Origin of the sequence: Micromonospora sp. NPDC002296 (assembly GCF_040296145.1) — a bacterium.
Taxonomy (GTDB): Bacteria; Actinomycetota; Actinomycetes; order Mycobacteriales; family Micromonosporaceae; genus Micromonospora.
Map to the genome: position 1 here is coordinate 86,423 of NZ_JBEOWQ010000019.1, position 23,957 is coordinate 110,379.

General features: G+C 71.3%; 25 protein-coding genes. 10 read left to right on the plus strand and 15 right to left on the minus strand.

The features are described 5' to 3' along the window. Positions 1 to 50: 50 nt before the first annotated feature. Positions 51 to 1,031, minus strand: coding sequence for an MBL fold metallo-hydrolase (locus ABT023_RS17210; RefSeq protein ID WP_350886414.1), 981 nt, complete (start codon positions 1,029 to 1,031; stop codon positions 51 to 53). 154 nt (positions 1,032 to 1,185) lie between these two features. Then, a complete protein-coding gene (locus ABT023_RS17215) occupies positions 1,186 to 2,166 on the minus strand; it encodes a serine hydrolase (RefSeq protein ID WP_350886416.1) in 981 nt (326 codons plus the stop codon). 133 nt (positions 2,167 to 2,299) lie between these two features. Between ABT023_RS17215 and ABT023_RS17220 the strand changes: the two genes are divergently transcribed. The 3 genes from ABT023_RS17220 (at position 2,300) to ABT023_RS17230 (ending at position 5,582) form a co-directional block, all read left to right on the plus strand. Further along, complete coding sequence (locus ABT023_RS17220) at positions 2,300 to 3,274, plus strand: LysR family transcriptional regulator (RefSeq protein ID WP_350886418.1); 975 nt, start codon at positions 2,300 to 2,302, stop codon at positions 3,272 to 3,274. A 53-nt stretch (positions 3,275 to 3,327) separates the two neighbouring features. Beyond that, the gene (locus tag ABT023_RS17225; protein ID WP_350886420.1) at positions 3,328 to 4,548 is read left to right on the plus strand and encodes an endonuclease; all 1,221 of its coding nucleotides are present in this window, start codon (positions 3,328 to 3,330) and stop codon (positions 4,546 to 4,548) included. A 182-nt stretch (positions 4,549 to 4,730) separates the two neighbouring features. Beyond that, positions 4,731 to 5,582 carry an aldo/keto reductase gene (locus ABT023_RS17230; protein ID WP_350886422.1) on the plus strand — a complete coding sequence of 284 codons (852 nt, stop codon included), beginning with the start codon at positions 4,731 to 4,733 and terminating at the stop codon, positions 5,580 to 5,582. Between the two features lie 86 nt (positions 5,583 to 5,668). On the opposite strand, the gene ABT023_RS17235 is transcribed toward ABT023_RS17230, so the two are convergent. Further along, positions 5,669 to 6,646 (minus strand): RICIN domain-containing protein, encoded by a 978-nt coding sequence (locus ABT023_RS17235; RefSeq protein WP_350886424.1) that lies wholly within the window; start codon positions 6,644 to 6,646, stop codon positions 5,669 to 5,671. 216 nt (positions 6,647 to 6,862) lie between these two features. Continuing rightward, the gene (locus tag ABT023_RS17240; RefSeq protein ID WP_350886426.1) at positions 6,863 to 7,039 is read right to left on the minus strand and encodes a hypothetical protein; all 177 of its coding nucleotides are present in this window, start codon (positions 7,037 to 7,039) and stop codon (positions 6,863 to 6,865) included. A gap of 153 nt (positions 7,040 to 7,192) precedes the next feature. On the opposite strand from ABT023_RS17240, the gene ABT023_RS17245 reads away from it, so the two are divergent. Together ABT023_RS17245 and ABT023_RS17250 are read left to right on the plus strand one after the other, a co-directional pair. After that, on the plus strand, positions 7,193 to 7,756 hold the full coding sequence (locus ABT023_RS17245; RefSeq protein WP_350886428.1) for a dihydrofolate reductase family protein: 564 nt from the start codon (positions 7,193 to 7,195) through the stop codon (positions 7,754 to 7,756). 392 nt (positions 7,757 to 8,148) lie between these two features. Beyond that, positions 8,149 to 8,826: an SMI1/KNR4 family protein gene (locus tag ABT023_RS17250; protein WP_350886430.1), complete on the plus strand. Its 678-nt coding sequence runs from the start codon at positions 8,149 to 8,151 to the stop codon at positions 8,824 to 8,826. 105 nt (positions 8,827 to 8,931) lie between these two features. On the opposite strand, the gene ABT023_RS17255 is transcribed toward ABT023_RS17250, so the two are convergent. The 3 genes from ABT023_RS17255 to ABT023_RS17265 are packed head-to-tail and all read right to left on the minus strand — an operon-like array spanning position 8,932 to position 10,318. After that, a complete protein-coding gene (locus ABT023_RS17255) occupies positions 8,932 to 9,336 on the minus strand; it encodes a hypothetical protein (RefSeq protein WP_350886432.1) in 405 nt (134 codons plus the stop codon). Further along, positions 9,333 to 9,593: a hypothetical protein gene (locus ABT023_RS17260; protein WP_161687487.1), complete on the minus strand. Its 261-nt coding sequence runs from the start codon at positions 9,591 to 9,593 to the stop codon at positions 9,333 to 9,335. Before ABT023_RS17260 ends, ABT023_RS17255 begins: the two co-directional genes overlap by 4 nt. A gap of 14 nt (positions 9,594 to 9,607) precedes the next feature. Beyond that, entirely contained in the window at positions 9,608 to 10,318 is a 711-nt protein-coding gene (locus ABT023_RS17265) for a hypothetical protein (protein WP_350886434.1), read from the minus strand. A 201-nt stretch (positions 10,319 to 10,519) separates the two neighbouring features. Between ABT023_RS17265 and ABT023_RS17270 the strand changes: the two genes are divergently transcribed. Continuing rightward, positions 10,520 to 11,452, plus strand: a complete 933-nt coding sequence (locus ABT023_RS17270) for a cellulose binding domain-containing protein (protein ID WP_350886436.1) — start codon at positions 10,520 to 10,522, stop codon at positions 11,450 to 11,452. 126 nt (positions 11,453 to 11,578) lie between these two features. On the opposite strand, the gene ABT023_RS17275 is transcribed toward ABT023_RS17270, so the two are convergent. From ABT023_RS17275 to ABT023_RS17300, 6 genes are all read right to left on the minus strand, one after another. Next, complete coding sequence (locus ABT023_RS17275) at positions 11,579 to 12,436, minus strand: SAM-dependent methyltransferase (RefSeq protein WP_502890696.1); 858 nt, start codon at positions 12,434 to 12,436, stop codon at positions 11,579 to 11,581. Positions 12,437 to 12,587: 151 nt separating this feature from the next. Next, a complete protein-coding gene (locus tag ABT023_RS17280; protein WP_350886440.1) occupies positions 12,588 to 13,697 on the minus strand; it encodes an FAD-binding oxidoreductase in 1,110 nt (369 codons plus the stop codon). Continuing rightward, positions 13,694 to 14,041, minus strand: a complete 348-nt coding sequence (locus ABT023_RS17285) for a globin family protein (protein ID WP_350886442.1) — start codon at positions 14,039 to 14,041, stop codon at positions 13,694 to 13,696. The genes ABT023_RS17280 and ABT023_RS17285 overlap by 4 nt, the downstream gene beginning before the upstream one ends. 235 nt (positions 14,042 to 14,276) lie before the next feature. Next, positions 14,277 to 15,059: a DUF6082 family protein gene (locus ABT023_RS17290; protein ID WP_350886444.1), complete on the minus strand. Its 783-nt coding sequence runs from the start codon at positions 15,057 to 15,059 to the stop codon at positions 14,277 to 14,279. A 33-nt stretch (positions 15,060 to 15,092) separates the two neighbouring features. Continuing rightward, the gene (locus tag ABT023_RS17295; protein WP_350886446.1) at positions 15,093 to 15,707 is read right to left on the minus strand and encodes a DUF6879 family protein; all 615 of its coding nucleotides are present in this window, start codon (positions 15,705 to 15,707) and stop codon (positions 15,093 to 15,095) included. Then, positions 15,700 to 15,969 (minus strand): hypothetical protein, encoded by a 270-nt coding sequence (locus tag ABT023_RS17300; protein WP_350886448.1) that lies wholly within the window; start codon positions 15,967 to 15,969, stop codon positions 15,700 to 15,702. The genes ABT023_RS17295 and ABT023_RS17300 overlap by 8 nt, the downstream gene beginning before the upstream one ends. A gap of 518 nt (positions 15,970 to 16,487) precedes the next feature. Here ABT023_RS17300 and ABT023_RS17305 point away from each other — a divergent pair. Together ABT023_RS17305 and ABT023_RS17310 are read left to right on the plus strand one after the other, a co-directional pair. Next, complete coding sequence (locus tag ABT023_RS17305) at positions 16,488 to 17,897, plus strand: helix-turn-helix domain-containing protein (RefSeq protein WP_350886450.1); 1,410 nt, start codon at positions 16,488 to 16,490, stop codon at positions 17,895 to 17,897. Beyond that, a complete protein-coding gene (locus ABT023_RS17310; RefSeq protein WP_350886452.1) occupies positions 17,894 to 18,433 on the plus strand; it encodes a GNAT family N-acetyltransferase in 540 nt (179 codons plus the stop codon). The genes ABT023_RS17305 and ABT023_RS17310 overlap by 4 nt, the downstream gene beginning before the upstream one ends. Positions 18,434 to 18,443: 10 nt before the next feature. On the opposite strand, the gene ABT023_RS17315 is transcribed toward ABT023_RS17310, so the two are convergent. Beyond that, a complete protein-coding gene (locus tag ABT023_RS17315; RefSeq protein WP_350886454.1) occupies positions 18,444 to 19,055 on the minus strand; it encodes a hypothetical protein in 612 nt (203 codons plus the stop codon). 69 nt (positions 19,056 to 19,124) lie between these two features. Continuing rightward, a complete protein-coding gene (locus ABT023_RS17320) occupies positions 19,125 to 20,465 on the minus strand; it encodes an AAA domain-containing protein (RefSeq protein ID WP_350886456.1) in 1,341 nt (446 codons plus the stop codon). Positions 20,466 to 20,814: 349 nt separating this feature from the next. Between ABT023_RS17320 and ABT023_RS17325 the strand changes: the two genes are divergently transcribed. Next, positions 20,815 to 22,929, plus strand: coding sequence for a choice-of-anchor J domain-containing protein (locus ABT023_RS17325; RefSeq protein WP_350886458.1), 2,115 nt, complete (start codon positions 20,815 to 20,817; stop codon positions 22,927 to 22,929). Positions 22,930 to 23,107: 178 nt separating this feature from the next. After that, a complete protein-coding gene (locus tag ABT023_RS17330) occupies positions 23,108 to 23,578 on the plus strand; it encodes a macro domain-containing protein (protein ID WP_350886460.1) in 471 nt (156 codons plus the stop codon). Positions 23,579 to 23,957: the final 379 nt, after the last annotated feature.

The following is a 23,957-nucleotide window of genomic DNA, read 5'->3' on the forward strand; positions in this document are numbered from 1 at the left end:
GCCAGACTCTAGCACCAGCCGTCCCGGCCTCCACGCCACCGCCGCGGCCGTCAGAAGCGGTAGGCCGTCCCGTACTCCGGCACCAGCACCCGGGTCCGCGGGGACACCGCGCGCACGGCCGCGACCAGCGCGTCGAGCCGGTCACGGTCGGCCGGCGCGACCGTCGGCGGGTTGACCAACGGCGTCTCGAAGTTGTCCCAGTGCACCGGCACCACGACCTTCGGGTGGTCGAGGGCGGCCATCAGCCGGGGCACGTAGTCGGCGGTGGAGGTGGTGGACTGGAGGGCGACCATCGCCACGTCCGGGGCCAGCCCGGCGAGGTCGCGCTCGGCGAAGTCGCTGGCGCCCATGAGGAACACCGCCGGGCCGCCGGCGATCCGCACCTGGTAGGCGAGGGTGTCGCCCTCCGGCAGGTCGGCGATCGTCTCGGGCCGGGCCGGCGGGGTCACCCGCACCCCGGGAAAGGCCATCGAGTACGACGCGTTGCGGCTGTGCAGCGAGCCGACCACCTCGACGGTGTGGTCGCCGAACTGGAGCACCTCCCCGCCCTTGACCGGGCTGAGCTGCCCGACCGGCAGCCCGTACGCCAGCCCGAGGTGGTACGCGGTGAGCGTGCCGAACACCCGGGCGCCGGTGCGCTGGGCGATCCGGGGCACGTCGTTGAAGTGGTCCCAGTGGGTGTGGGTGACCAGGATCGTGCTGGCCCGGTCGACGTACCGGTCGAGGACGTCCTCGGCGACGGTGAGCGGCGTCCTCTCGTTGAACTTCCCGGTGAACAGCCCGGTGTCGTACCGGCTCAGGTACGGGTCGACCAGCACCGTCCGGTTGCCGATGTCGATCCGCCAGCCCGAGGTGCCCCACCAACGGAAGCTGACGGCCCCGGTGCGGCGGGGGGCGGGGGTCGGGGCGGGCGCGGCGGCCCGGGCCGGGGCTGCCGATCCGGTGGCGGCGAGGCCGCCGACGGTGACCAGGGCGGCTCCGGCGGCGGCGTCGCGCAGCAGGCGGCGGCGGTCGAGGTGGTTCTCGGGCATGGTGGATTCTCCCCGTCAGGCGGTGCGGATCGGACCCCCCGACCTCACCACCGCGACCCCGGCCGCGTCCAAGATCGACGGCATGCCCGGCCGATACGCGATCGGGTATCGGCCCAGCTCAGGACCCCCGCCAGGCGGCGAGGGGCCGGGAGAATCAGCCGTCGCGCAGGGCCTCGACGGCGATCCGCGCCGCCTCGCCCATGGCCAGGTCGACGTCGATGCGGCGGGTCGCCAGCCGCTCGGTGCGGGCGAACACCGCCATCGCGTACCGGCGACCGTCGGGGTACTCGGCGACCCCGGCCTCCAGGTGCAGGCCGGGCAGGGTGCCGGTCTTGGCGCGGACCCGCACGCCGGGCGGGAAGCCGGAGGCGAGCCGGGTCCAGAAGAGCTGCCGGTCCATCAGCTCCCGGACCGTCGCGCAGGCCGGCGCCGGGCCGGCCTCGTCGCGCCAGATCAGGCCGAGCAGCCGGGTCATCTCCCGGGCGGTGCTCGACGTGGTGTGCGCGGGGTCGAGCACCCGCATGGCCCGGACCCGCTCGTCGGAGAGGGTGGGGAAGATCCGGGCGAACTCCGCCTCGGTGCGGGCGCCCACGTCGGCGAGCATCGTCTCCACCAGCTCGCGGGGCCCGCCGACGATCCGGGTACGCGGCAGCCCCAGCTCGGCGGCGAGCATCGGCAGCACGTCCCGGCCGACCCGGCGCAGCAGCAGGTCGGCGGCCGTGTTGTCGCTGACCGACATGGCGAAGTACGCCAGGTCGCGCAGCGACACCTCGGCGTCGTCGGCGCAGCCGGCCACCCCCCAGCCGCCGAGCCGGTCCGCGGCCCGGACCAGCACCCGCTCGGTCGGGTCGAGCTGCCCGACGCTGGCCTGCCGGGCGAACTCCAGCACCAGAAGGATCTTGAAGACCGACGCGATGACCACCTGCTCGTCGGCGCGCACCGCCACCTCGCGGGCCGGGCCGCCCACCCGCCCCGGGTCCGCGTGCCCCACCCGCCCCGGTTCCGCGTGCCCCACCCGCCCCGGTTCCGCGTCGCCGAGGACCCGTTCCGGGTCGTCGTCGACGTCGACCACGTGCAGGCTGGCGGCCACCCCGGCCCGGCCGAAGACGTCCGCGATCCGCTCCCCCACCGTCACCCCGGCACCGTACCGGCGGGCCAGGCACGGACGTCGGACCGCCGCCGGTGGCGCGCGGACGGCACTGCGGCCGTCGCCCCCCCGTTCCCCGCCCCGCCCTGCCGGCCGGGTCGCTGGCGTAGGGTCGACGGCCGTGGACCTGCTCCGGCACCTGCGGCACTTCGTGGTGGTCGCCCGCGAGCTGCACTTCGGGCGGGCGGCCGAGACGCTGGGCATGGCGCAGCCGCCGCTGAGCCAGTCGATCCAGCGGCTGGAGCGGGAGCTGACGGTCGAGCTGTTCGACCGGTCCCGCCGGCAGGTGCGGCTGACCACCGCCGGTCAACTCCTGCTCGGCGAGGCCGATGAACTGCTCGCCGCCGAGCAGCGGGCGCGCAACCTGATGCGCCAGGTCCGGGCCGGGACGCTCGGGGTGCTGCGGGCGGGGGTGCCGCCGGAGACCCCAGCGGTGACGCTGCGTGAGCTGCTGGACCGGCTCGCCGCGCGGGCCCCCGGGCTGGACGTCGACCTGCACGAGCTGACCAGCGCCGAGCAGGTCCGGATGCTCGCGCAGCGGCGGCTGGACGTGGGGCTGCTGCACCACCCGGTCAGCGCCGACGGACTGCGGTTCGGGCCGGCGGTGGCCGTACCGCTGGGGGTGGTGCTGCCCCGCGCGTCGCCGCTGGCGCGGCCCCGGGAGGTCGAGCTGGCGACGCTGGCCGGCCTGGACCTGATCACCGCGCCCCGGACGACGGCGCCCCAGTGGCACGACCACGTCCTGGACGTGTGCCGGCGGCACGGCTTCACGCCCCGGCGGGTACGGCCGGCCCGGAACCCGGAGTTCCTGTTCGGGTTGGTGCTGGCCGGCGGGGCCGTGGCCGTCGAGCCGGCGGCGGCGGCCCGCCGGGAGCCGCGCGCCGCCTGGCGGCCGGTCGCGGGGTCGCCGCTGGTGAAGCGCACCTCGGCGGCCTGGCCGCAGCGCGCCGGCCACCCCGCCGCGCCGGTGTTCGGGGAGCTGGCCGCCGAGGTGCTGGCCGAGGCGGAGCCGACGCGGCCGACCGACCCGCTCACCCCTGCCCTGCGCCCCTGGCCGGTGCTGTTCGAACCCCGATCGGCGAATTCACCCCCGTAAAGTTCCCCGACGCTCTCCCGATGTTCACGCCTCCGCCGCTAACATCGCTGACCATGAATACAAAGAGCGTCACCCGCTCGCTGTCCGGGCGGCTGATCACGGCGTTCGCACTGGCCGTGGCACTGGTGACACCCGTCGTGGCGAGCACCTCCGCGTCGGCGGCGGCCTCGCTGACCGTCGCTCAGGCGCTGGCCGCCCAGGACGGCCGCGCGGCCACCGTCACCGGGTACGTCATCGGTCAGCCGACCGCTACGTCCACGGTGATCACGTCCGGCTACACGGCGGACACGGCGATCGCCATCGCCGACACCGCCACCGAGACCAGCACGAGCAGGATGCTCTACGTCCAGGTGACCACCGCGTACCGCAGCGGCTTCGGGCTGCTGACCAACCCGGGGCTGCGGGGCAGGCAGATCACCACCACCGGGGCGCTGACCGCGTACTTCAGCCACGGCGGGCTGAAGAACCCGACCGCGATGAGCCTCGGCGGCGACACCCCCGGCCCGACGCCCACCCCGACGCCGACCGCCACCCCCACGGCGACGCCCACCCCGACGCCCACCCCGACCGGCGGCTCCGGCCCGTACGACTCGACGTACTACGTCAACGCCGTCGGCAAGACGGGCACCGCGCTGCGCAACTCGCTGCACACCATCATCAGCCCGCAGACGAAGCTCAGCTACGAACAGGTGTGGGACGCGTTGAAGGACACCGACCAGGACCCGGCGAACGCCAACAACGTGCTGCTGCTCTACACCGGCCGGTCGCAGAGCAAGACCACCAACGGCGGCGGGGTCAACGACTGGAACCGGGAGCACGTCTGGGCCAAGTCGCACGGGAACTTCGGCACCGCCACCGGGCCGGGCACCGACGTGCACCACCTGCGCCCCGAGGACGTCTCGGTCAACTCGACGCGCGGCAACAAGGACTTCGACAACGGCGGCAGCGCCGTCTCGGAGGCCGCCGGCTGCTACACCGACTCCGACTCGTTCGAGCCGCGCAACGCCGTCAAGGGCGACGTGGCTCGCATGATCATGTACATGGCGATCCGGTACGAGGGCGGCGACGGCTGGGCGAACCTGGAGATGAACAACTCCGTGTCCAACGGCAGCGCGCCGTACCTGGGCAAGCTGTCGGTGCTGCTCTCCTGGAACCAGCTCGACCCGCCGGACGCCTTCGAGAAGCGCCGCAACCAGGTCATCTACGACCGCTGGCAGGGCAACCGCAACCCGTTCATCGACCACCCGGAGTGGGCCGCCGCGATCTGGGGCTGACCCCCGCCGGCACCACCCGCGTCGGGCCGCCGGAGCCGCCCGGTTGTCGCACATCACCCGCCCCGGACCGTGAGGAAACGGCCGGAAGGGGTACGACAACCGGGTGGCACGGCCGGAACCGGGCGGCGGGCGGAAAGCGCTCCCGCACCGGCCGGCCCCGGACGATTGGAAGAGGCGGCCGAATGGCGAACACGATTCCCGACATCACGCTCAACGACGGCAATACGATCCCGCAGCTCGGCTTCGGGGTGTTCCAGATCGAGCCGAAGGACACCGCAGAGGCGGTCGGCCGGGCCCTGGAGATCGGCTACCGGCACATCGACACCGCCGAGATGTACGGCAACGAGGCCGAGGTGGGCCAGGCGGTCCGCGCCTCCGGCCTGGACCGGGGCGAGGTCTTCGTCACCAGCAAGCTGAACAACGGCTTCCACCGCCCGGACGACGCCCGCCGGGCGTTCGACTCCACGCTGGCGGCGCTGAAGATGGATTACATCGACCTGTTCCTGATCCACTGGCCGCTGCCCACCCGCTACGACGGCGACTTCGTCTCCACCTGGAAGGTCCTGGAGGAGTTCCGGCGCGACGGCCGGGCCCGCTCCATCGGGGTGTCGAACTTCCAGGTGCCGCATCTTGAGCGGCTCGCCGCCGAGTCGGACGTGGCGCCGGCCGTCAACCAGATCGAGGTGCACCCGTACCTCGGCAACGAGGAGGTGCGCGCGTACGGCAGCGCGCACGACATCCGTACCGAGGCGTGGTCCCCGATCGCGCAGGGCAAGGTGCTCGACGATCCGACCCTGCTCGACATCGCCGGGCAGGTCGGCCGGACCGTGGCCCAGGTCGTGCTGCGCTGGCACGTGCAGCGCGGCGACATCGTCTTCCCCAAGTCGAGCACCCCGAGCCGGATCGAGGAGAACTTCCGGATCTTCGACTTCGAGCTGGACGACGCGACGATGGCCCGGATCAGCGGCCTGGACAAGGGCGAGGCGGGCCGGCAGGGGCCGAACCCGGACACCTTCGACTACCTCCCCGACTGAGCGGACGCGTCGGGGCCCTCGTCACCGCCTTCGTGGCCGGCGGGGGCCCGCTTCCGCAGCCGGTCGGGCCCGACGTGTCGCTCGCCTCAGGCCGGCGCGACCACATCGACCAGGAAGACCTGGCTGTCTGACGCTGTGCACTGCTGACGGGCCAGTTCCGCGCCGCTGGCCCTCGCGTCCCCCTTGATGCCGAAACAGGCGTCGTTCGCCGCCGAGCGCATCCGGTAGGCGCTCGCCCCGGCGGGCTCGAACCGGAACAGCTGCCGGGAACCGCCGGCCGCGCAGTCCGTCCAGGGCTCGACCAGGCCCGTCCCGGGGCCGGAATCGCGCAGCGTCAGGCACCCGAGGCCCTCGGTCGGATGCTTCCACTTCATCTGGTGCAGGCCGTCACCCACGAGTTGCAGGATGGTCTGTGGCGGCTCCGCGCCCGCGCAGGCCCGCTGGACCACGACGGCGTGTTCGTACTGTCCGGTGCTGTCCCGGCCCTCGGTCAGGCAGAACGTGGGAACACCCACCGGGCGGATCCGCACCACGCTTCCTCCGCCGGCGAGGCGCGGGCCGGCGGGCGCGGACGCGTCAGCCCCGCCTGGCGGCGCGGCCGGTTCCTCCCGGCCGAGCAGGACCGTCGCACCGACGGCAACCAGCACGACGGGGACCAGCACGGCCGCACCGATCCCCACGCGACGTCGCCACGGGGCCGACGGGCTGGCGGGTGGCGGGCTCCCCGGTGACGGGCTCCCTGGTGGCAGGCCCGCCGGCGGTGGCGGAATCGTTGCCGGGGAGCTGCTCACGGCCAACCGGGCGCGAGCCGCCGACCAGCTCGTGACCTGTTCCTCGCTCCCCGTGCAGGCGCGCACGAACGCGGTCAGCACCTCCGGCCGCGGCAGGTTGGGCCGGCGCAGCACATCCGCCGTGGTGCTTCGGGGCAGCACGTCCCCCCGGGCGATCGCACGCTGCTCCAACTCCCGGAGGGTGCACCCGGACAGCTCCTTGAGCTGTCGCATCATCCCGACGAACTCGCCCACGTCGCGCGCGGTTTCCGGCCGAACACTCTCCGTCTCCACCACATTCATGCTGCCGGTAGTCCCAGTTCCGGGCAACATCCTCGTCCGACGCGCCGGACAACCCGCCCCGGACAAGCCCCGTGACCTGGCCGGACAACCGTTCCCTGTCCGGGACACCCGGCTGCCCATCCAGTCGCCGCCACCGATCGGCAAGCTGAGAGACAGCCGCGGGGGCCGGGGGCGGGGAGAGCCAGTCGTGCTCTCCGCCCCGGCTGCTCAGCGCCCGGGCCAGCGCGGCGAGCAGCTGCCGGGACGGCGGCGGGCCACGCCCCTGTTCACGTCGACCTCAATGAGGTCGCCGACGGTGAACTGCTCGAAGGCGTCATGCGCGTCAGTGGCCGGCTGCAGCAGGGCATCGAGCCGTTCGAGACGAGACTCCGGGTCGAGTTCCACGACGAGGCTGACGGACGCGACTGGAATCCGCCATTGGCTCCCCGAACATCTGGCGCACCCCAGCGAAGAGGGTTGGCGTCAGGCGTTCACCAAGCTGGACGCCATGCTGATGAATGTTTAGGCTGTTGCGGCTGATCATCGAGAGGTAGAGGCATGGCAAAGCTGATTTACGTGACGAACATATCGCTTGACGGCTACATCGAGGACGAACGCGGCGCCTTCGACTGGTTCCCAAGCGACGACGAGGTATTCGCGTTCACCACCGACCTCATTCGGTCCATGGGCACGTTTCTCTACGGGCGGCGCCTGTACGAATCAATGGCCGTCTGGGAGACCGACGCCGCTCTGGCCGCGCAGTCCGACCTCATGGCCGACTTCGCGAGCGCCTGGCAGGCGGCGAACAAAGTCGTCTACTCCACGACCCTCGCCTCGGTGTCAACTGCCGACACCCGACTCGAACGCCGTTTCGACCCCGCTGCGGTACACGAACTGAAGGCCACGGCCAGCAGCGATCTCACCGTAGGAGGTGCCAACCTCGCGACGCAGGCTTTCAAGGCCGGACTGGTCGACGAGTGTCAGCTCTTCATCTTGCCCATTGTCGTCGGCGGGGGCAAGCCAGGGCTGCCGACCGGCATGCGCGCCAACCTTCAACTCATTGATGAGCGCCGATTCAGAAACGGCGTCGTGCACCTCCGCTACCGCCCTCTCGGACAGTGAACGACAGCCCTGTACGAGGCCCTGACAGGCGGAGCGCTGACGACTGATTCGGCCGGATGAGGTCGCCCATCACGAACTCGGGTTGCGTCAAGTCGCTCCGTGCGGAGGCCTCGACCGCCGCGTCGGGACGACGGCGGCGGTAGCGAACCTCAGTCAGGGGAATGCCCCGAGAACTGTCCGTCTTCGTCGATCCGTCGGAATGCCGGCCGCACGGTCGTCGACCGGTGGGTGTTGAGTCGGCGCAACAGGTCGAGGCCGCCCTCGGTCCACCGCTCGATCCGCACCCCCGCCGGCGTCCCGCCCAAGCGGCCCTCCTACCTGCTCGGTGCGCCCAGTCAACCGCACCGCACCGACAACCGGCCGCGTCGGTGGGTGTCGGTACGGTCTCGGGCGTGACGGGACACGACTGGTCCGACGTGCGACAGAGGCTGGGTCTCCTGGCCGCCGACCCGGCGGCCGACGAGGTGTTCGGGGCGGGCGGGCACGGCTGGGAGCTGGAGCCGCCGCTGACCCCGGCGGAGCTGGCCGAGCTGGAGGACCAGTTCCGGGTGGAGTTGCCGGCGGAGTACCGGTCGTTCCTGCTCCAGGCCGGCCGGGGCGGCGCGGGCCCGGCGTACGGGCTGTTCCCGCCGCGCCGGGCCGACGGCCGGTGGCAGTGGGAGGGCGACGGCGCCGACATGACGACCCCGGACTCCCTGGCCCGGCCGTTCCCCTACACCGAGGCGTTCAACCAGGCGGACGACCTGCCCGAGCAGCCCGAGGAGGACGACTTCGCCTCGGCGCAGGAGTACGACGCGGCCGAGGAGTCCTGGTGGGAGCGGCACGACGCGATCATGTACGACGAGGCGCACTTCGTCGGCCTGCTGTACCTGTGCCACAAGGGCTGCGCGCTGCGGGACGTCCTGGTGGTCACCGGGCCGGCGCGGGGCACGATGTGGGCCGACGGCACCGCCGAGCAGGGCGGGTTGGAGCCGCTGCTGGACGACGACGGCACGCCGCTCGGCTTCGCCGGGTGGTACCGCCGCTGGCTGGACCAGGCCGGGCCTCTCGCGGACCCGACTGGCCCCTGATCGGGCGGACCGGGCCGACCGCCCGCCCGCCACCTCATCGAGCACAGGAGATGCCGTTATTGATCGACAGAACCCGGGACAGCCACCCCGCAGGCCGGCGGCCGGTCAGCGGGCGTCGGTGACCACGTGGGAGCAGGCGGCGCAGGCGGCGGCGCCCTGCTCGGCGTACCACCGGCAGGAGCGCCGGATCGCGCAGCGCGGCAGCTCGGCCTCGGTCGACCCGGTGACCTCGCGGTACGACTCGGCGACGCGGGCGCCGAGTCCGCAGTGGTCGCCCGTCCAGAAGCCGCAGGACGAGGTGACGCAGGGACCGGCGAGCCGGTACCGGGACTCGGCCGGCTCCGGCGACCCGGCGACCGTGGCGAGCGCGACCTCGGCCGGGAGTTGCGGCGTCACGTAGGCGACCCGGCCCGCCGGAGTGATCATGCCGAGGAAGACGGTGGCGTTGGCCGCCGGCGTACTCGGGCACATCCGCTCCGGCGGGTCCGGCCGAGGGTGGGGCTGAGTCACTTCTGGATCCAGAACCCGAGGTCGTTGATCTTCTGGCCGATCTCGTCGGCGAACGGGCCGTTGATCACCCACAGCCCGTACCACTCGGGCCGGAGCTTGATGTTGCCGTGCCCGACGGTGAGCGGGTTGGTGAGCTTGCTGCCGGCCACGCTCAGGGCGTTGAGGCCGGCCTTCTGGATCTCGCGGGAGATGAGGCTCTGCTGATCGGCGGTGAGGTCGACCCCGTCGACGACGAACCGGAACTCGCTGCGTGCCATCTGCTGTCTCTTCTCTACTGGTAGGACTCGGTACCCAGGCCGAGCCGCAGGCTCGACCTGGTGAAGGCCGCCCACCCGGCGCGGGAGGCGACGTCTGCGCGGTGGCCGGCCCGGGCCAGCGCCCGGTTGGCGTGGTCCCGCCAGTCGGTGGTGCCCGCAGCCGCGAAGCCCCACAGCTCGCGGCACGCCGCCGCGGCGAAGGCGACCTGCTCGGGTGAGCCGGTGAACGCGGCTGCCCCGTCGGTCACCCGCAGCCCGCCGCCGGGCAGCCGCCGGACGGAGGGGAAGTGGTGGTGCAGGCTGGCCTCGGTGGCCAGGTGGGCGGCGTCCCGCCGGGCGGCGGTGAAGCCGTCGGCGAGGTGCTCGCCCCGCCGTACGCGCAGGGTGTGCAGGGTGAAGGCGTCGCCGGCGGCGGTCGGCTCGCCGGCCACCTCCACCGGGGCGCTCCACGACGGGGGCGAGTTCGCCGACCAGAAGGCCAGCCAGGCGGTGAGCCGTTCGTGGAGGTCGGCCTGGAATCCGGCCGTGGCGGGGCCGACGCCGGTCACCAGGAGGCGGGCGGCGGCGATCCGGTCACGGGCGACGGGCGCGCCGGCGAGCCCGGTGGACGCAGTGGACGGGGCGGCCTCGGCGGCGGTCCCGGCGACGGCGGTAAGCGCCGAGGCGGCGGCCGCGCCGACGAGGAGACGCCGACGGGACAGGGAAGAAGGAGGAAGGGCTTTCATGGCCCGCCTTTCGGTGACGGCCTTTGCCCGGGGACTCTATCGACCTGGGTAGATCACCAGAGGGGTCGCTCTATCGGGACGACGACAGTAATCACGGGAATCGCTGGCGGCGGAAATCGCGAATCCGTGCGTGCCCGCCGAACCTAAGATTCAGCCGAACATACATTGATGCTGATTCATGAAATCCCTAGCATCGACATCATGCATGTCCGTCGCGTCATCGCCGCAGCCGCCGTCGCCGGCCTGCTGAGCCTCCTCGCCGTCACCGCTGCCCGGGCGGACGACACCCCGGCGCTGACCACCCCGGGCGTTCCCGTCGTGGTCGTCGACGAGCCCCACCGGCTCACCCTGTCGTGGACGCCCTCGACCTGGGTGGACGAGCCGGAGGGCGCGGGTCCGATCAGATACCAGGTGATGATGCCGCTGGGCCCCAACACGTACCGGGGCCTGGGTGACGTGGACACGTCCAGCATCACGCTGACCGACCTGGCGCCGGGCACCGATTACCGGATCGCGATCCAGGCGTACGCGATCGGCGGCTACTCCGTCCCCTCGGCCGCCACCAGCCTGCGCACCGCGTACGGGAAGGCGAAGGTCAGCTACCTCAACCGCGACTGGTCGCCGACAAACAACCAGGCCCAGTTCGACCTGCTGGTCACCAACACCGGTACGCAGCCGCTGAACCTCACCACCGTGCGGGTGCGCTACCACATGCTCTTCGAGGGCGGCAACACCTCGCTGACGACCGCGTGCGACTGGGCGGAGCTGGGCTGCGACCGGATCCGGCGTCAACTCTTCTTCTTCATCCCGCCCGTGCCCCCGCCGCCGCCCCCTCCCCCGCCGCCACCCCCGGGCAGTTCGCCCAGCCCGACGCCGATACCAACGCCGACCCGCTACCCGCTGCCGGGCACGCCGGCCCCCGGCTGGGTGGAGCTGACCTTCACCGAAGGGGTGCTCGCCCCCGGCGCGTCGACCGGGCTGATCCAGCTCCGCCTCCACCGGCCCAACTGGAGCGACATCGACGAGCGCGACGACCCGAGCTGGCGGGCCGCGACCGGGGCGCGGATCGACAACAGCCGGATCACCCTCGACGTCGGCGGCGTCCGCGAGTTCGGCGACCAGTACGCGAGCTGAGCCGCTTCCGGCACACCGACCCGAATGGGTGGTCGGTGTGCCGTTCAGACGCAGGCGAAGGCAACGCGACGAGGCCCGCCGGAACCCGCGCCGGCGGATGGCAGCGGAACGGCGGACGCGCCGAGGTCAGGGTTTGCGGGCGACCGCGCCGTAGATCGACGCCTCGGCCGGCGGCGGGCGCTCGGACTCGGGCACCTCGGCACGCCACTGCGTCACCGGGACGACGCCCGGCTCGACCAGGTCAAGGCCGTCGAAGAACCGGGCGAACTCCGCCCGGGACCGGGGGACGGCTTCCCGTGCGACCGTGCGCGCCGCCGGCTCGACCTGCATCCGCTCGACGACCTCGGCGGGCATGAGGTCGATGGTGACGTGGGTCAGCACCAGGTAGCTGCCCGACGGCAGCGCCTCGACCAGCCGACCGACCACGTCGTACGGCCGGTCGGCGTCGGTCAGGAAGTGCGCGACCGCGACCAGGAGCAGCGCCACCGGCCGGGACAGGTCCAGCGTGCGGCGCAGCTCGTCGGCGGCCAGGATGCGCTCCGGGTCGCGCAGGTCGGCGTCCAGGTACGCCGTCGCGCCGGCCCGGGAGCTGTTCAGCAGCGCCCGCGCGTGGGCCAGCACCATCGGATCGTTGTCGGCGTACAGGACCCGCGACTCGGGGGCCACGGCCTGGGCCACCTCGTGGGTGTTGTCGGCCGTCGGGATGCCGGTGCCGATGTCGAGGAACTGCCGGACGCCGGCCTCGGCGGCCAGGTACCGCACCGCCCGCTGGAGGAAGGCCCGGTTCTCCCGGGCGAGGGTGCGGATCGCCGGGTACGCGGCCGCGATCCGGTCGCCGGACTCCCGGTCGACGGCGAAGTTGTCCTTGCCGCCGAGCCAGTAGTTGTAGCGCCGGGCGGGGTGGGGCACGCTGGTGTCGAATCGGTCGGAGAGCCGAGCGGTGTGGTCGTCCTGAGGGGTTGCGGAACCCACGGGAATCCTCATCGTTCGTGCGGCCAGGAAAGGCTCCGGCCCACCGGAGGTTCCCGGGCGGCCGGCGCCCCCACACAGCGTATGCGCCGGATCGCCGGACCGCTGACCCGTCGATCATCGCGTGTGGACCCTTCGTGGCTTCCCTGGGCGGAGCGGGGTGCGGTCAGCGCTCGCAGTCGTCGGGCAGGTGGATGCGGGCGGCGGGCACCCCGGCGGCGAGCAGCCGCAGCCGCGCGCCGGCCACCATCGCGGGCGGGCCGCAGGCGTACACCTCCTGGCCCGGCCGATGGTGCCGCAGGGCGACGGTGAGGGCGTCGCCCCGCTCGTCGGGCTCGGCGTGCGCATCGTGGGAGAACGCGGGCAGAACGGTCAGCCAGTTGTGGGCGACCTGGAGCTTGTCGAGGCTGATCGGGTCGTACAGGTCGGCGAAGCCGCGGACGCCGACGACCAGGGTCACCAGCCGGCCCGCCCTGGCCGCCTGCTCGGGGACGACCTGCTCGGCGGCTACCTGCTCCACCAGGGCGCGCAGCGGGGCGAGGCCGGTGCCCCCGGCGGCGAGAAGCAGGTCGGCGGTCGAGTCGGGGGCGAGCGTGAGGCCGGCGCCCCGGGGCGGGCCGAGCCAGAGCAGCCCGCCGGGGCGTACCCGGTCGACGAGGACGCGGGAGACGGTGCCGGCGGCGCGGACGTGCAGCTCGATCGTGCCGTCGGGGCGGGGCGCGTTTGCCGGCGAGTACCAGCGCCACCGGCCGGGCAGGCCGGGCACGCTGACCGGGACGGCCTGGCCGGGGCGGAACGGCAGCCGCCGCCAGGGACGTACGGTGAGAATGGCGACGCCCTCGGCGGGCCGGTCGTGGTCGAGCACCTCGACCGGCCACCAGGCCGGTCCGTCGCCGACGCGGGCGGCGGCGTGCCGGACGGCGGTCAGCGTGCGGCGGGCGGCATGCTCCCAGGCGGCGGCCAGCGCGGCCGTCCACTGTGGGCGGGCGTGGCGGGCCACAGTGGCGACCAGGGCGTCGCCGACCAGCGCCTGGTGGTGCGGGCCGAGGTGACAGTCGCGCCAGGCCCGGCCGAGGACGGTCAGCAGCGCGGCCCGTCCGGCGCGGTCGTCGTCGCCGGTGGCGAGCTGGCCGAGGGCGGCCAGGAACAGGGGCGCGTCGCGTTCGGGCAGCAGGGCGGGCATCCGGTCGGCGAGGGTGCACCAGAAGTGGTCGGCGGCCCGGTCGATGCAGGCGACGGTGACGGCCCAGGAGGCCGCAAGGTCGACGCCCCTCACCGGCCGGCCCCGGTTGGATGTGCCTTCCCTGCGACCCCGGTTGGGCTTGCTTCCCCGGCGAAGGCGGCGCGGGCGGCGGCGATCGCGGCCTGCGGCACGTCGAGCGCCCAGAGCACCCCGGCAAGGTAGTCGACCAGTCGCCGGTGCTGCTCCTCCCCCAGCCCGAGGCCCGGCCAGGCATCCGCCGTGCGCCCGTCGAGCGCCGCGCCAAGGGTCGCCGCCAGGTGGTCGGCGAACCGGCCCAGATCGACCCCGACCAGGTACGGCTCCAGCTCCGCGTCCGCCGCGACCAGCCGCAGCCATTGCCACACGGCCTCCCGTACGACCTCGTCCGAGTACGCCACGCTCACGCTCCCTGCTGAAGGAGGAGCCCTCGTCATCGGATTCGGTGGAGGGAGGGCCCCGGTTGATCGGTGGAATGGCGCCGGGGCGGGCGGGGGCGGGGACGCGTCGGGGGAGGACGCATCCCCGGAGCCAGCACCCGCCCCGGGCCATGCGAAGCAGCCTGCCGGGCGTGGCCGGGCGCGCCATGACGGCGATCAACTCATCGGCATGAACGGTGCGTATGCCGCCGAGTACTCAGGAACGATGGCGGGAGAGGCGCGCGGCGATGCGGTGGCCGGCAAAGGCGACGGCGGCACCGAGCACGACGCCGGCAGCCAGCACGGCTCCGCGTTCGGCGCTGGGCGCACTCGCCGGGCCTTCGAGCGGGGCCGCAGGCGACAGGTCGCTCACCTCGTCAGCCGCCGGTCCTGAGGCGAGGGCGGACAGGTAACCGTGGTCGACGACCGCCGTGAAGCGCCGAGCACGCCGCGACGTCTCGGCCTTCATCCGTGGCCCCCGAGCCTCCGCCCAGAAGCGACGCCCCGCGGTTCCCTTGAAGAACTGATCGGCGAGCACCTTGAGGTGGGCCTCGCTGAGCACGTCCACCTCCCACATCAACTGCCAGTGGGACACGATCAGGTTCGTGTAGACGTGCTTGCGGAACCAGTCGAGGTCGGTGGCCTCCTCGATGGGTCCCCAGCACTCCAACAGCTCCGGGTCATCGATGGCCATCTTGAGCAGATCGGTGTGCAGAGCGCGGATCGACTGCTCCCGCGCCGCCTTCGCCTCACGCGCCTGCAACACCAGAGAGGTCACCACTCCGATCAACGCCAGCGCCGCGAGCACGGCCGACGCGGCACCGTAGGTCTCGCCGACGTTGCCCAGCATCGCCCAGTCGTAGCCGGGGCGATCACCGATCCACAGCAAGCCCAAGGGGGAGAGGAGCACGGCGACGAGCATGGTCAGCACGGCCAACAGCAGGGCGGTCGGCGTCGCCGACCGGCGGGCCACGACGGAGGCCGATCGGAGTCGGGACACCCTGCCTCCACGCTCGCTGGTGGAGGCAGGCTACTACAGGTGCGCGGTCGGCGGCCGGGTCCCGTTGACCTCCCGGACGAAGTACGAATCGAACGATTCAGCCTTGTTTAGCAGCGCCAGGACCTGCGTCCGGCAGCCTTCGACAACCGCCGGGTCGACGAACTTTTCCGCCCCGACCGGCGTGCCACTCTCGTCGTACCTGACCTCGTACACCGCCTGCCGACCGGCAACCATCAGCTCCGGCACGGTGCCGTGGTCCTCCTCCAACTCCCCGACCAAACCGGCGTCGAGTACCCGGATCCGCTCGCCGGCGTTCGACCGATAGCGGAGGAAATGCAGCTCCCAGATCAGGTACGGGGTGAGCGGTGGCTCAACGATCCGCAGCCGCCGCAGCCCGGAGCCGCGTGACTCCAGTTGCTGGAAGAAGCGCACCAGCTCCGGGTTGGGCTCGGCAGCGATGCGCAGCGCCTCCTCCCAGCAGCCCTTCGCGAACGCCTCCCAGCTTGGGCTGCCCGGCTCGCGGAACGTCTGGATCCGCTCGGTCTTCAGGATCGGACCGTCGACGGACTCGACGGTGGCGTAGAAGTCGGCGTCATACTCCGCGAGGCCCAGCCGCTCCCCCCTCGCCGAGCGGAGCAGGTCACGCATCCGGGATGTCCGGCTTCGCCGCCACGATCATGCTCCGGGGGATGATCACGACTCTTTCGTCCTCCCCGACGCTGACCCCTTCGGGGAGGCGGCCGGTGTAGGAGTCGGTCAGGTCCCGGCCGATGACCGCGACATCGCCGTTCGACAGCTCCCACACGTCGGGGCAGGTGGTGGTACCGCCGCTCTCGCCCAGCTCCGCTGCGGACCGCCCGAGCCTGCGCGCGAAGTTGGCGGAGCTGTCCGCTTCCCAGCGTTCCGTCATGACCACTCCCCGTGGTGATGGACTGGCGGCCAGGCTAACAAGCGATAGTGCGCCCATCGGGCTTTTCGGCAGGCGATTTCACAAGGGACGAAGTTAATCTCACCGGCGCCAGAGGCGCACCAGCCCCGTCGACGAACGCGGTGAGCGCTTCCCGGGAGCGCCGGCGAAGGCGGAGTACCCGGGCGGCCCATGCCTCCGCGTCGGAGGCTGGTGGCTGGCCCGGACAAGACGTACCAGCCTGAGGGTGGGCGAGCGGTGGCTCAGGACGGCCGTGCCTGTGTGGCATGCCGGGCGGAAGCGTCACCGATATGCGCGGTACGTATACCGGTCCTCCACGGAGCGCATTTGAATGGATAGGCTCGACGAGGCGATACGGACGGAGCCACCCGCGAATGGCGAGGTTTCCCGTGACACACGCGAACTGCCCCCGGTGTGGCGGCCGGCTGGCCCGCGACAACGACAGTGGCCGGTGCACCCCGTGTCAGGCCGCCGAGCGGGACCGACTGAGCCGGCCCCCGGTGGTGCCGGCCACCTTCTGGGAACACGAGCCGGTACGGCGGGCGCTGGCCGCGCGACATCTCGGGCGGGTGATCCGAGCGTTCCGCTGCCACCCGTACCACGGGCGGAACCCACTGCCACAGAGTGCGGTCGCCGGGTGGCTCGGAATCACGCAGGCGCAGCTCAGCCGAGTCGAGAACGGCTCAGCGATCGTCCACCTGGACCGGCTGGCCCACTGGGCACAGGTTCTGCGAATTCCAGCCAAGCACCTGTGGTTCGCCCTACCCAACCAGCCCTGTCACTTCGGGCCGGAAGCAGACAAGGAGCAGCCGGGCCACCAGCCGGCCGGCTCCCAGGAGACAGCCGGACTGGCCACCCCACCAGCCCCGGCGGATGCCGTGACCACGGCATCGGATGAAGGAGGTGACACCACGGACCGCCGACAGTTCCACGCCCTGGCCGCCCTCGCGGGCATCGCCGCGACCGGCTCCCTCGACCTGCTCGCCACACCCACCGATGCACCCAGAAGCATCGGCATGGAGCAGGTGCGTTTCGCCAGTTCCCTGGTCGACGAGTTCCGCCGCGCCGACGCGGCCGCCGGAGCCGACCAACTCTGCGACATCGCCATCCGAGTCCACGCCCACCTGTCGTCCTGGGCCACCAAGGCCACCTACAGCCGAGAGGTCGGCGACGCCCTCCAGACCGCACTCGCCGAACTCGCCTGCGAGGCCGCCTGGCTTACGATCGATGCCGAGCGCCGAGCAGAGGCCAGACCCTTCCTGCATGAGGCGATCACCCGGGCCCGTCTCGCGGACGACCCACGGGTCGAGGTACGCGCTCTCACCTGCCTTTCCCTGCTGACTCGCGAGGAGCGGCCCGGTGAATCGCTCCACTGCGCCGAAGCTGCCCTCCGAGTCTCATCCGGATGGGCCACGCCACGGTTGACTACTCTGCTTCACATGCGGCGGGCACATGCGCTCGCCATCCTCAGGGATACGGGCGGGTTCAACCGGGAGTTGGTCAAAGCGCGGCGGGAGTTCGACCGAGGGTTGCATGACGACGACCTGCCCTTCGTCCACTTCGTCAACGAGCAGGAGGTAAGTGGGCTTCAAGGGATGTCCTACCTGGCGTTGGGTGATCCGGGCCGCGCTGCCGAAATTTTCCGCTCGATCGCGGTGACCCCTGCTTCCATATACCGCCGCAATCAACTCCTATACACGCTCGAATTCGCCAACGCGGCCTATCTTCAGGGCGACGTCAACGAGGCAGCTCGTACCGCGCTGAGCGCCCTTCCGCAGCTACAGGAAATCAACTCGGGGCGAGTGACCCAACTCTTCAGCCACGTCAGGTCGAATCTGGGTCGGCCGGCGCGCGAGACTCTGGCAGCCCGCGAATTCGTCGACGCCTACGACCAGGCGGTGGGCCGATGATCGAAAACATGAAGCTGCGCCACCACGCCGCAGCGCAGGCGGCCGGGCTAGTTGATCAGCTCGTCGGCCTCTACCTGAAGGTGTACGCGGACGGCGACGAGTTCCACAGCGAGGACCGCTACCGTCGCCAGCTCGCCGGGCACATGCAGAGGGCCGGGTGGGACCTGGTGACCTCCACGGTCGACGAAGAGTTGGTCGGCTACATCTACGGTTTCCCGCTGCCCGCTGAAACCGGCTGGTGGACAGGCATCCAGGAACCTTTCCCGGCCGGATTCCGCACAGACGAGGACGGCAAGCGCACCTTTGCCATCAGCGAACTCATGGTGGCACCCGGCTGGCGACGCCGAGGCATCGCCAGGGCCCTGTACGACAAACTACTCAGCGGCCGGGCCGAGGAACGGGCCACCCTCCTGGCCGACCCGGACAACGCCCCTGCCCAGGCCGCCTATTTGTCCTGGGGCTGGCAGAAGATCAGCAAGCTACGCCCCAACTGGGAGCACGCGCCAACCTTCGACGTCCTCCTGATCGACCGGTAGACGTCTACGGTCAGGAGATCGCGGGTTTCCGCCCCAGCACCTCGTCGGCGAGCTGATAGTTGTGGTGGCGGGAGAGGTTGGTCGTGCCGGTCAGCAAGAAAGCGGCGAAGTCCCTCGCGGCAGCAGCGAAGTTCTCGTCCTTCAGGGCAGCGATGAGCTGGTCGTGCCTTCCGCTGACCTGGATATGGTCGTCTCCGGCGGTTTCGTAGCGGCGCTCCGAATTGAACTTCAGCCCAGGGAAGACCTCTTCGACAGAGCGCCCCTGCCCGACATACCGGTGCAGAATAGAGCGCCGGACCACCACGAATCCGCCGACAGCCCCGGAAATCCCCGCCTTAACTCCGCTGGAAAGATACAAGACCTCCATCCTTTGCATATTCAGCGTCGAGAATCGACCCCGACCGGTACTGGGCAGACAAGAGAGCGCCCAACCAGTCATTTCGGTCTCGCCAGCAGCGGGAACGGCAGCGTGCAGGTAGGCGCGGTTCGTCTCGACGACTGCCGGAAACTCGACCCGCGCGCGCAAGCGGTCGAAGCTCTGCTGCTTCTTCGGGCTGGCGCGCATTTCGCGTTCAGTGTTGAGAGAGGGCGTTGAAGTACCGTCTGACGACGTTGCAAACATCAGACCACTGTAGACGCCAACATTTCGGGCCCCAGTCGCGCCCCGAATCGTGGTCTCTTGAGGAAGAGCTCATCCGAGGTAATCCACCGAAAACGCACTTCCCAGAGATTGAAGGTGACCCAGTATCGCCTGGTGTGCCTGCCAGCCGTCGGGGAACTTGACCGGGACGTCGAGGTGTACCGGTTCGGTCGACGGGTGGGCGTCCAGCAGCTCCGCGATGCCCGCCCGCGCCACCACCACGCACGCGTGCCGGTGCCGGGACGTCAGCACGCACAGCCGCCCCGACTCCAGGTGGAACGCCGTCGCGTCCCGCCGCCCGGAAAGCGGGTGCAGCACGATCGTCACGTCGTACTCGCGGCCCTGGAGCCGGTTGGCGGTGTCCACCGTGATGCCCGCCCCGGCCTCGCCGAGGTGCGCGCGGATGGCCGCGACCTGGTCGCGGTGCGCGGCCCCGACGGCGATCCGGTCGGCGGTGACCGCCGTGCCGCCCGGCGCGTGCTCGGAGACGGCGACCGCTCCCCGCCGCAACACCCGCAGCGCCAGCGCGGCGCACGCGGCAGCAGCCTCCGCGTCGGTACGCAGGGTGTGCCGCTCGGGCAACTCGTACAGCGCCCAGCCCGACGACGCCGCCAGCTCCACCGCCGCGTCGACGGCGTCCCCCGGCCCCGCCTCGGTCAACGCCAGCGCCCGGTCGTCGCGGCCCGTGCCGGCCCGGAAACCGGTGAACGGGTAGAACGCCGCCGCGACCACCGGCGCCGCCGACACGGGCAGCCGCCACGACACCGGCAGCCGGTACACCGGCAGCTCCGGGTTGTGTCGCAGCAGCACCGCCACCGCGGACTGCATCGGATCCCAGGTCAGGCCCGTCCACCGGGCGGTCTCCACCGTCGAGAACGGATCGAGCTGCCCCGGATCCCCCACGAACAGCGCCCGCTCGAACCTGCCGGCCACGCGCAACAGGGCGTCCGACCGCATCTGGTACGCCTCGTCGACGATCGCCCACGGCCACGAGCCGTCGGTGACCATCGCCCACTTTGCGGCCGTACCGATGATGACCGCAGGCCCGCCGAGGTCGGCGACCTTCGCGGCGACCTTGACGGTGTCGTGGCTCTTCACCCGGTCGGTCGGCTTGTACTCGGTCGCGGACAGCCGGCCGATCCGCAGCTCGGGGGCCTTACGGGCGAGCCGGTCGATGAGGTCGTCGACCTGCTCGTTGGTCTGCGCGATGATGATCAGCGGCTCGCCGGCGGCGGCGAGTTCGGCGGCGGCGCGGACGACCAGGGTCGACTTGCCGGCACCGGGCGGCGAGTCGACCACCACGCCCCGGTGCTCGCCGGAACGCAGGTCGGCCAGCACGGCCGTGATGACCCGCTCCGCCTCGACGGCGGGCGGCACCTCCAGCCCGAGCATCGATCTCCCCTCCCACCAGGTGCTGCGCACCCTACCCGCAGGCACCGACACGGCCGTCTTGCCGCCACCCGGCTGCGGCGGGGAGCACGCGGCGTCGACGGGCAGGAGAGCCGGCTCGGTGAAGACAGATCACGCGGTAGGACGATTGCCAAAGGCAATCAATGCCAATACAAACATGGATGTCATCCCGGTGGATTGTGACGGCGACCCCGTCAACCGGATTCACATCATCCCCAGAGGGGGGCCCATGGCACGCAGCCGCATCGCCGGTGCAGCAGCCATCACACTCGTCCTACCACTTATGGGCGTCCTTCCCGCGTCAGCCGCGACGGCCGCGCCCGGGCAGGCCGTGGCAAAGCAGGCTCAGCCCAGCGACACCCGGGAGCTCACCCGCAAGGACTTCACGCTCGACGGCCGCAAGGTCGAGACGCCGGCCCGGTACCAGCCGCGGGCGCAGGCGCGTTCGAACGCCAAGTCCGCCGGGGTGACGCCGCCGGTCGGCACGGTCCGGCAGTGGCTCGGGATGGACGACATCCAGGGCCAGCTCTACCGCAAGGACTACACGCTGCGGGGCTCGGGCAACAACGTCGAGGTGTGGGTCGCCAACGACATCGCCTTCCCGGCCGGCGACTGCCGGACCCAGATCCCCTCGTCGACGCAGATCACCGACGAGCAGGTGGCGAGCTTCGTCCACGAGTTCGACACCAACATGTACCCGAAGGAGACGGCCGCGTTCAGCACGCCGCCGGACCGTGACGGCACCAACGCCCTGCTCGGACCGGACGCCAACGGCAACGGCGGCGACTACACCGGCGGTGGTAACAAGACGGTCACCCTGATCGACAACGTCCGGGACGACAACTACTACGAGTTCCCGGCCAACCCGACCTACATCGCGGGCTTCTTCTCGGCCCAGTTCAACGAGCTGTTCGACCGCAACGTCATGACCGTCGACGCGTTCGACTGGGCCCACCGCACCGGGGCGAACCCACCGAACGAGCCCACCAACGACCTGTGCACCAGCCGCCCGGCCCGCCCCTTCAACTACGAGGGCACCTTCGCCCACGAGTGGCAGCACCTGGCGCACTACTACACCGACCCCTTCGAGGGGAACTGGATCAACGAGGGCCTGGCCGACTTCGCCCAGACGCTGACCGGCTACGTCGACACCACGACGACCGTCTTCGACCGGGGAGCCGACAGCCACCTCTACTGCTACCAGGGCTTCGGCACGGTGCAGACGCCGTACAACGTCAACCCGCGCGACTGCGGCGGCCCGGAGAACTCGCTCACCCTGTGGGGTGAGAGCCCGAACCCGAACGCGGTGCTCGCCGACTACGGCAACGCGTACTCGTTCATGCAGTTCCTGTACGACCGGTACGGCACGGACGTCATCTCCCGGCTGCACAAGGATGGTGAGCGGCAGGGGCTGGCCAGCCTGGACGCGGCGCTGAAGGCCAAGGGCGTCAGCAAGATGTACCAGGTCATCCACGACTACCAGACGATGACGCTGGTCGACAAGATCGTCGGTGACTCGCGGCGCGGGATCATGCTCGGCGTACCGAAGAGCCGGGTGACCACGCCGAGCCTGCGCTCCACGGTCAACCTGGCCAACCCGGCCGCCAACGCCACCCCCGGCGCGGCGCCGAACGGGGCCGACTTCGTGCCGCTGCAGAAGGCCGACGGGCAGCTCCTGCGCGGCCGTGACCTACGGTCGCTGTCGTTCGAGGGCACCAAGACGCTGCCGCCGCTGCCGCTGTCGTGGACCGTCGTGCCGAACGACCCGGACCGCTCCGGCAACCCGGTCCTGTGGTCCGGGAACGGCAACAACATCGACTCCGCGGCGGTCACGTCGGTCGCCGTGCCGACCGCCGACCCGACGCTGCGCTTCGCCGCCAAGTACGGCGCGGAGTTCGGCTTCGACTACGGCTACGTCACCGTCTCCACCGACGGCGGCGCGACCTACACCGCCATCCCGGGCGACAAGACGATCGACGGGCCGTTCGGTCCGGCGCTCAACGGGACGACCGACGGGTTCGAGGCGCACTCGTACGACCTGTCCGCGTACGCCGGCAAGACGATCCTGCTCGGCTTCCGCTACGTCAGCGACGGCGGCGTCAACGAGGGCGGTCTGCTGGTCGACGACATCACCGTCGGCGGCACGTCGGTCAGCGACGGCACCAGCCTCGCCCCGTTCGACTCGCCGACAGAGATCAAGCCGATCACCGTCAACAACTGGAACCTGCGGCTGATCGGCATCGACGAGCAGCACTCGATCGCCGCGCAGTTCGAGTTCGACGGCAAGTCGAGCCTGACGCTGAACCGGGCGAAGCTGGCCCTGCTCAGCCTGTTCCCGAAGGTCATCGCCGTGGTCGCCTACGACGAGCCGACCGAGCAGGTCAACCAGTACGCGCCGTACACGCTGAAGGTCAACGGAGTGGTCCAGCCGGGCGGCACCGCCTGACCTGACCGACACGACCCCGGGCACCTGTCGCCGCTCTGGTGGCAGGTGCCCGGGCACCCGCCGACGACCATCCCCTCCCCGCCTGACCCACCGGCCCTACCGCGCCACAGCCGACCGGCTGCGCCCGGCCGTTGTCGTACCGGCCTGGTACCACTTCTTGGGCCGAAGGAGGTGCAGGGTGATCGAGGTGGGTCGTGGTGATCTGCTCACCGCCGATGTTGAGGCGCTGGTCAACGCGGTCAACACGGTCGGCGTGATGGGCAAGGGCATCGCCCTTCAGTTCAAGCACGCCTACCCCGACAACTACGCCGTGTACCGGGCGCAGTGCAAGGCCAAAAAGGTCGAGCTGGGCCGGATGCTGGTCTTCGACTCGGGCCGCCAGGGCCATCGCCGGTATGTGGTCAACTTTCCGACGAAGGGGCACTGGCGATCCGGCTCGACGCTCGCCGACGTGCGGGCGGGCTTGGCGAACCTGGTTCGGGTCGTCCGGGACCGGCGGATCGCTTCAATCGCGGTGCCGGCCCTCGGCTGCGGCAACGGCGGCCTGAGTTGGGACGAGGTCCGACCGCTGATCGTGGCCGCCTTCGACGAGCTGCCCGAGGTCCGAGTGTTGCTGTTTACGCCGCCAGCAGTGGACGTTGGAACCTGAACCGGGTCGTCACACCCCGACTGCTCGCGCCCGCGCCGCATCGCCTCGTCGTAGACACCCATGTCGATTGCGTCCCCGGTGAGTTCGTCCAGTGCCTCGCGCCGGGAGCCGTGAAGCCGGCCAGCAAAACGTCGAGGGCAGTGGTATCGGGCATGCCCGAAGGCTACCGGCGTCGGCCTCATTCACGGGATCCGGTCCGGCGGATAGATGTGCTCGGCGAGCACCCCGGTGGCGAGAAGGACCAAGCAATGTGAAGATGACCGCTGCCCCACGGCAACAGGCCATGGGGCAGCGGCCGTGACTAAACTCCGACGCTGGCGAGCGGCCCCATACCTGGCAAGGCATTGTCGACAGCATCGGTGACCGGCAATCCAATTGC

Bases quoted from the DNA above. Each gene is read 5' to 3' on its own strand.
- ABT023_RS17295 (WP_350886446.1), bottom strand. From the start codon at position 15,707: ATGCGTGACCTGCTCCGCTCGGCGAGGGGGGAGCGGCTGGGCCTCGCG.
- ABT023_RS17315 (WP_350886454.1), bottom strand. From the start codon at position 19,055: ATGTTTGCAACGTCGTCAGACGGTACTTCAACGCCCTCTCTCAACACT.
- ABT023_RS17260 (WP_161687487.1), bottom strand. From the start codon at position 9,593: ATGGCACGCAGCGAGTTCCGGTTCGTCGTCGACGGGGTCGACCTCACC.
- ABT023_RS17270 (WP_350886436.1), top strand. From the start codon at position 10,520: ATGCATGTCCGTCGCGTCATCGCCGCAGCCGCCGTCGCCGGCCTGCTG.
- ABT023_RS17245 (WP_350886428.1), top strand. From the start codon at position 7,193: ATGGCAAAGCTGATTTACGTGACGAACATATCGCTTGACGGCTACATC.
- ABT023_RS17265 (WP_350886434.1), bottom strand. From the start codon at position 10,318: ATGAAAGCCCTTCCTCCTTCTTCCCTGTCCCGTCGGCGTCTCCTCGTC.
- ABT023_RS17230 (WP_350886422.1), top strand. From the start codon at position 4,731: ATGGCGAACACGATTCCCGACATCACGCTCAACGACGGCAATACGATC.
- ABT023_RS17275 (WP_502890696.1), bottom strand. From the start codon at position 12,436: ATGAGGATTCCCGTGGGTTCCGCAACCCCTCAGGACGACCACACCGCT.
- ABT023_RS17320 (WP_350886456.1), bottom strand. From the start codon at position 20,465: ATGCTCGGGCTGGAGGTGCCGCCCGCCGTCGAGGCGGAGCGGGTCATC.
- ABT023_RS17210 (WP_350886414.1), bottom strand. From the start codon at position 1,031: ATGCCCGAGAACCACCTCGACCGCCGCCGCCTGCTGCGCGACGCCGCC.
- ABT023_RS17225 (WP_350886420.1), top strand. From the start codon at position 3,328: ATGAATACAAAGAGCGTCACCCGCTCGCTGTCCGGGCGGCTGATCACG.
- ABT023_RS17310 (WP_350886452.1), top strand. From the start codon at position 17,894: ATGATCGAAAACATGAAGCTGCGCCACCACGCCGCAGCGCAGGCGGCC.
- ABT023_RS17300 (WP_350886448.1), bottom strand. From the start codon at position 15,969: ATGACGGAACGCTGGGAAGCGGACAGCTCCGCCAACTTCGCGCGCAGG.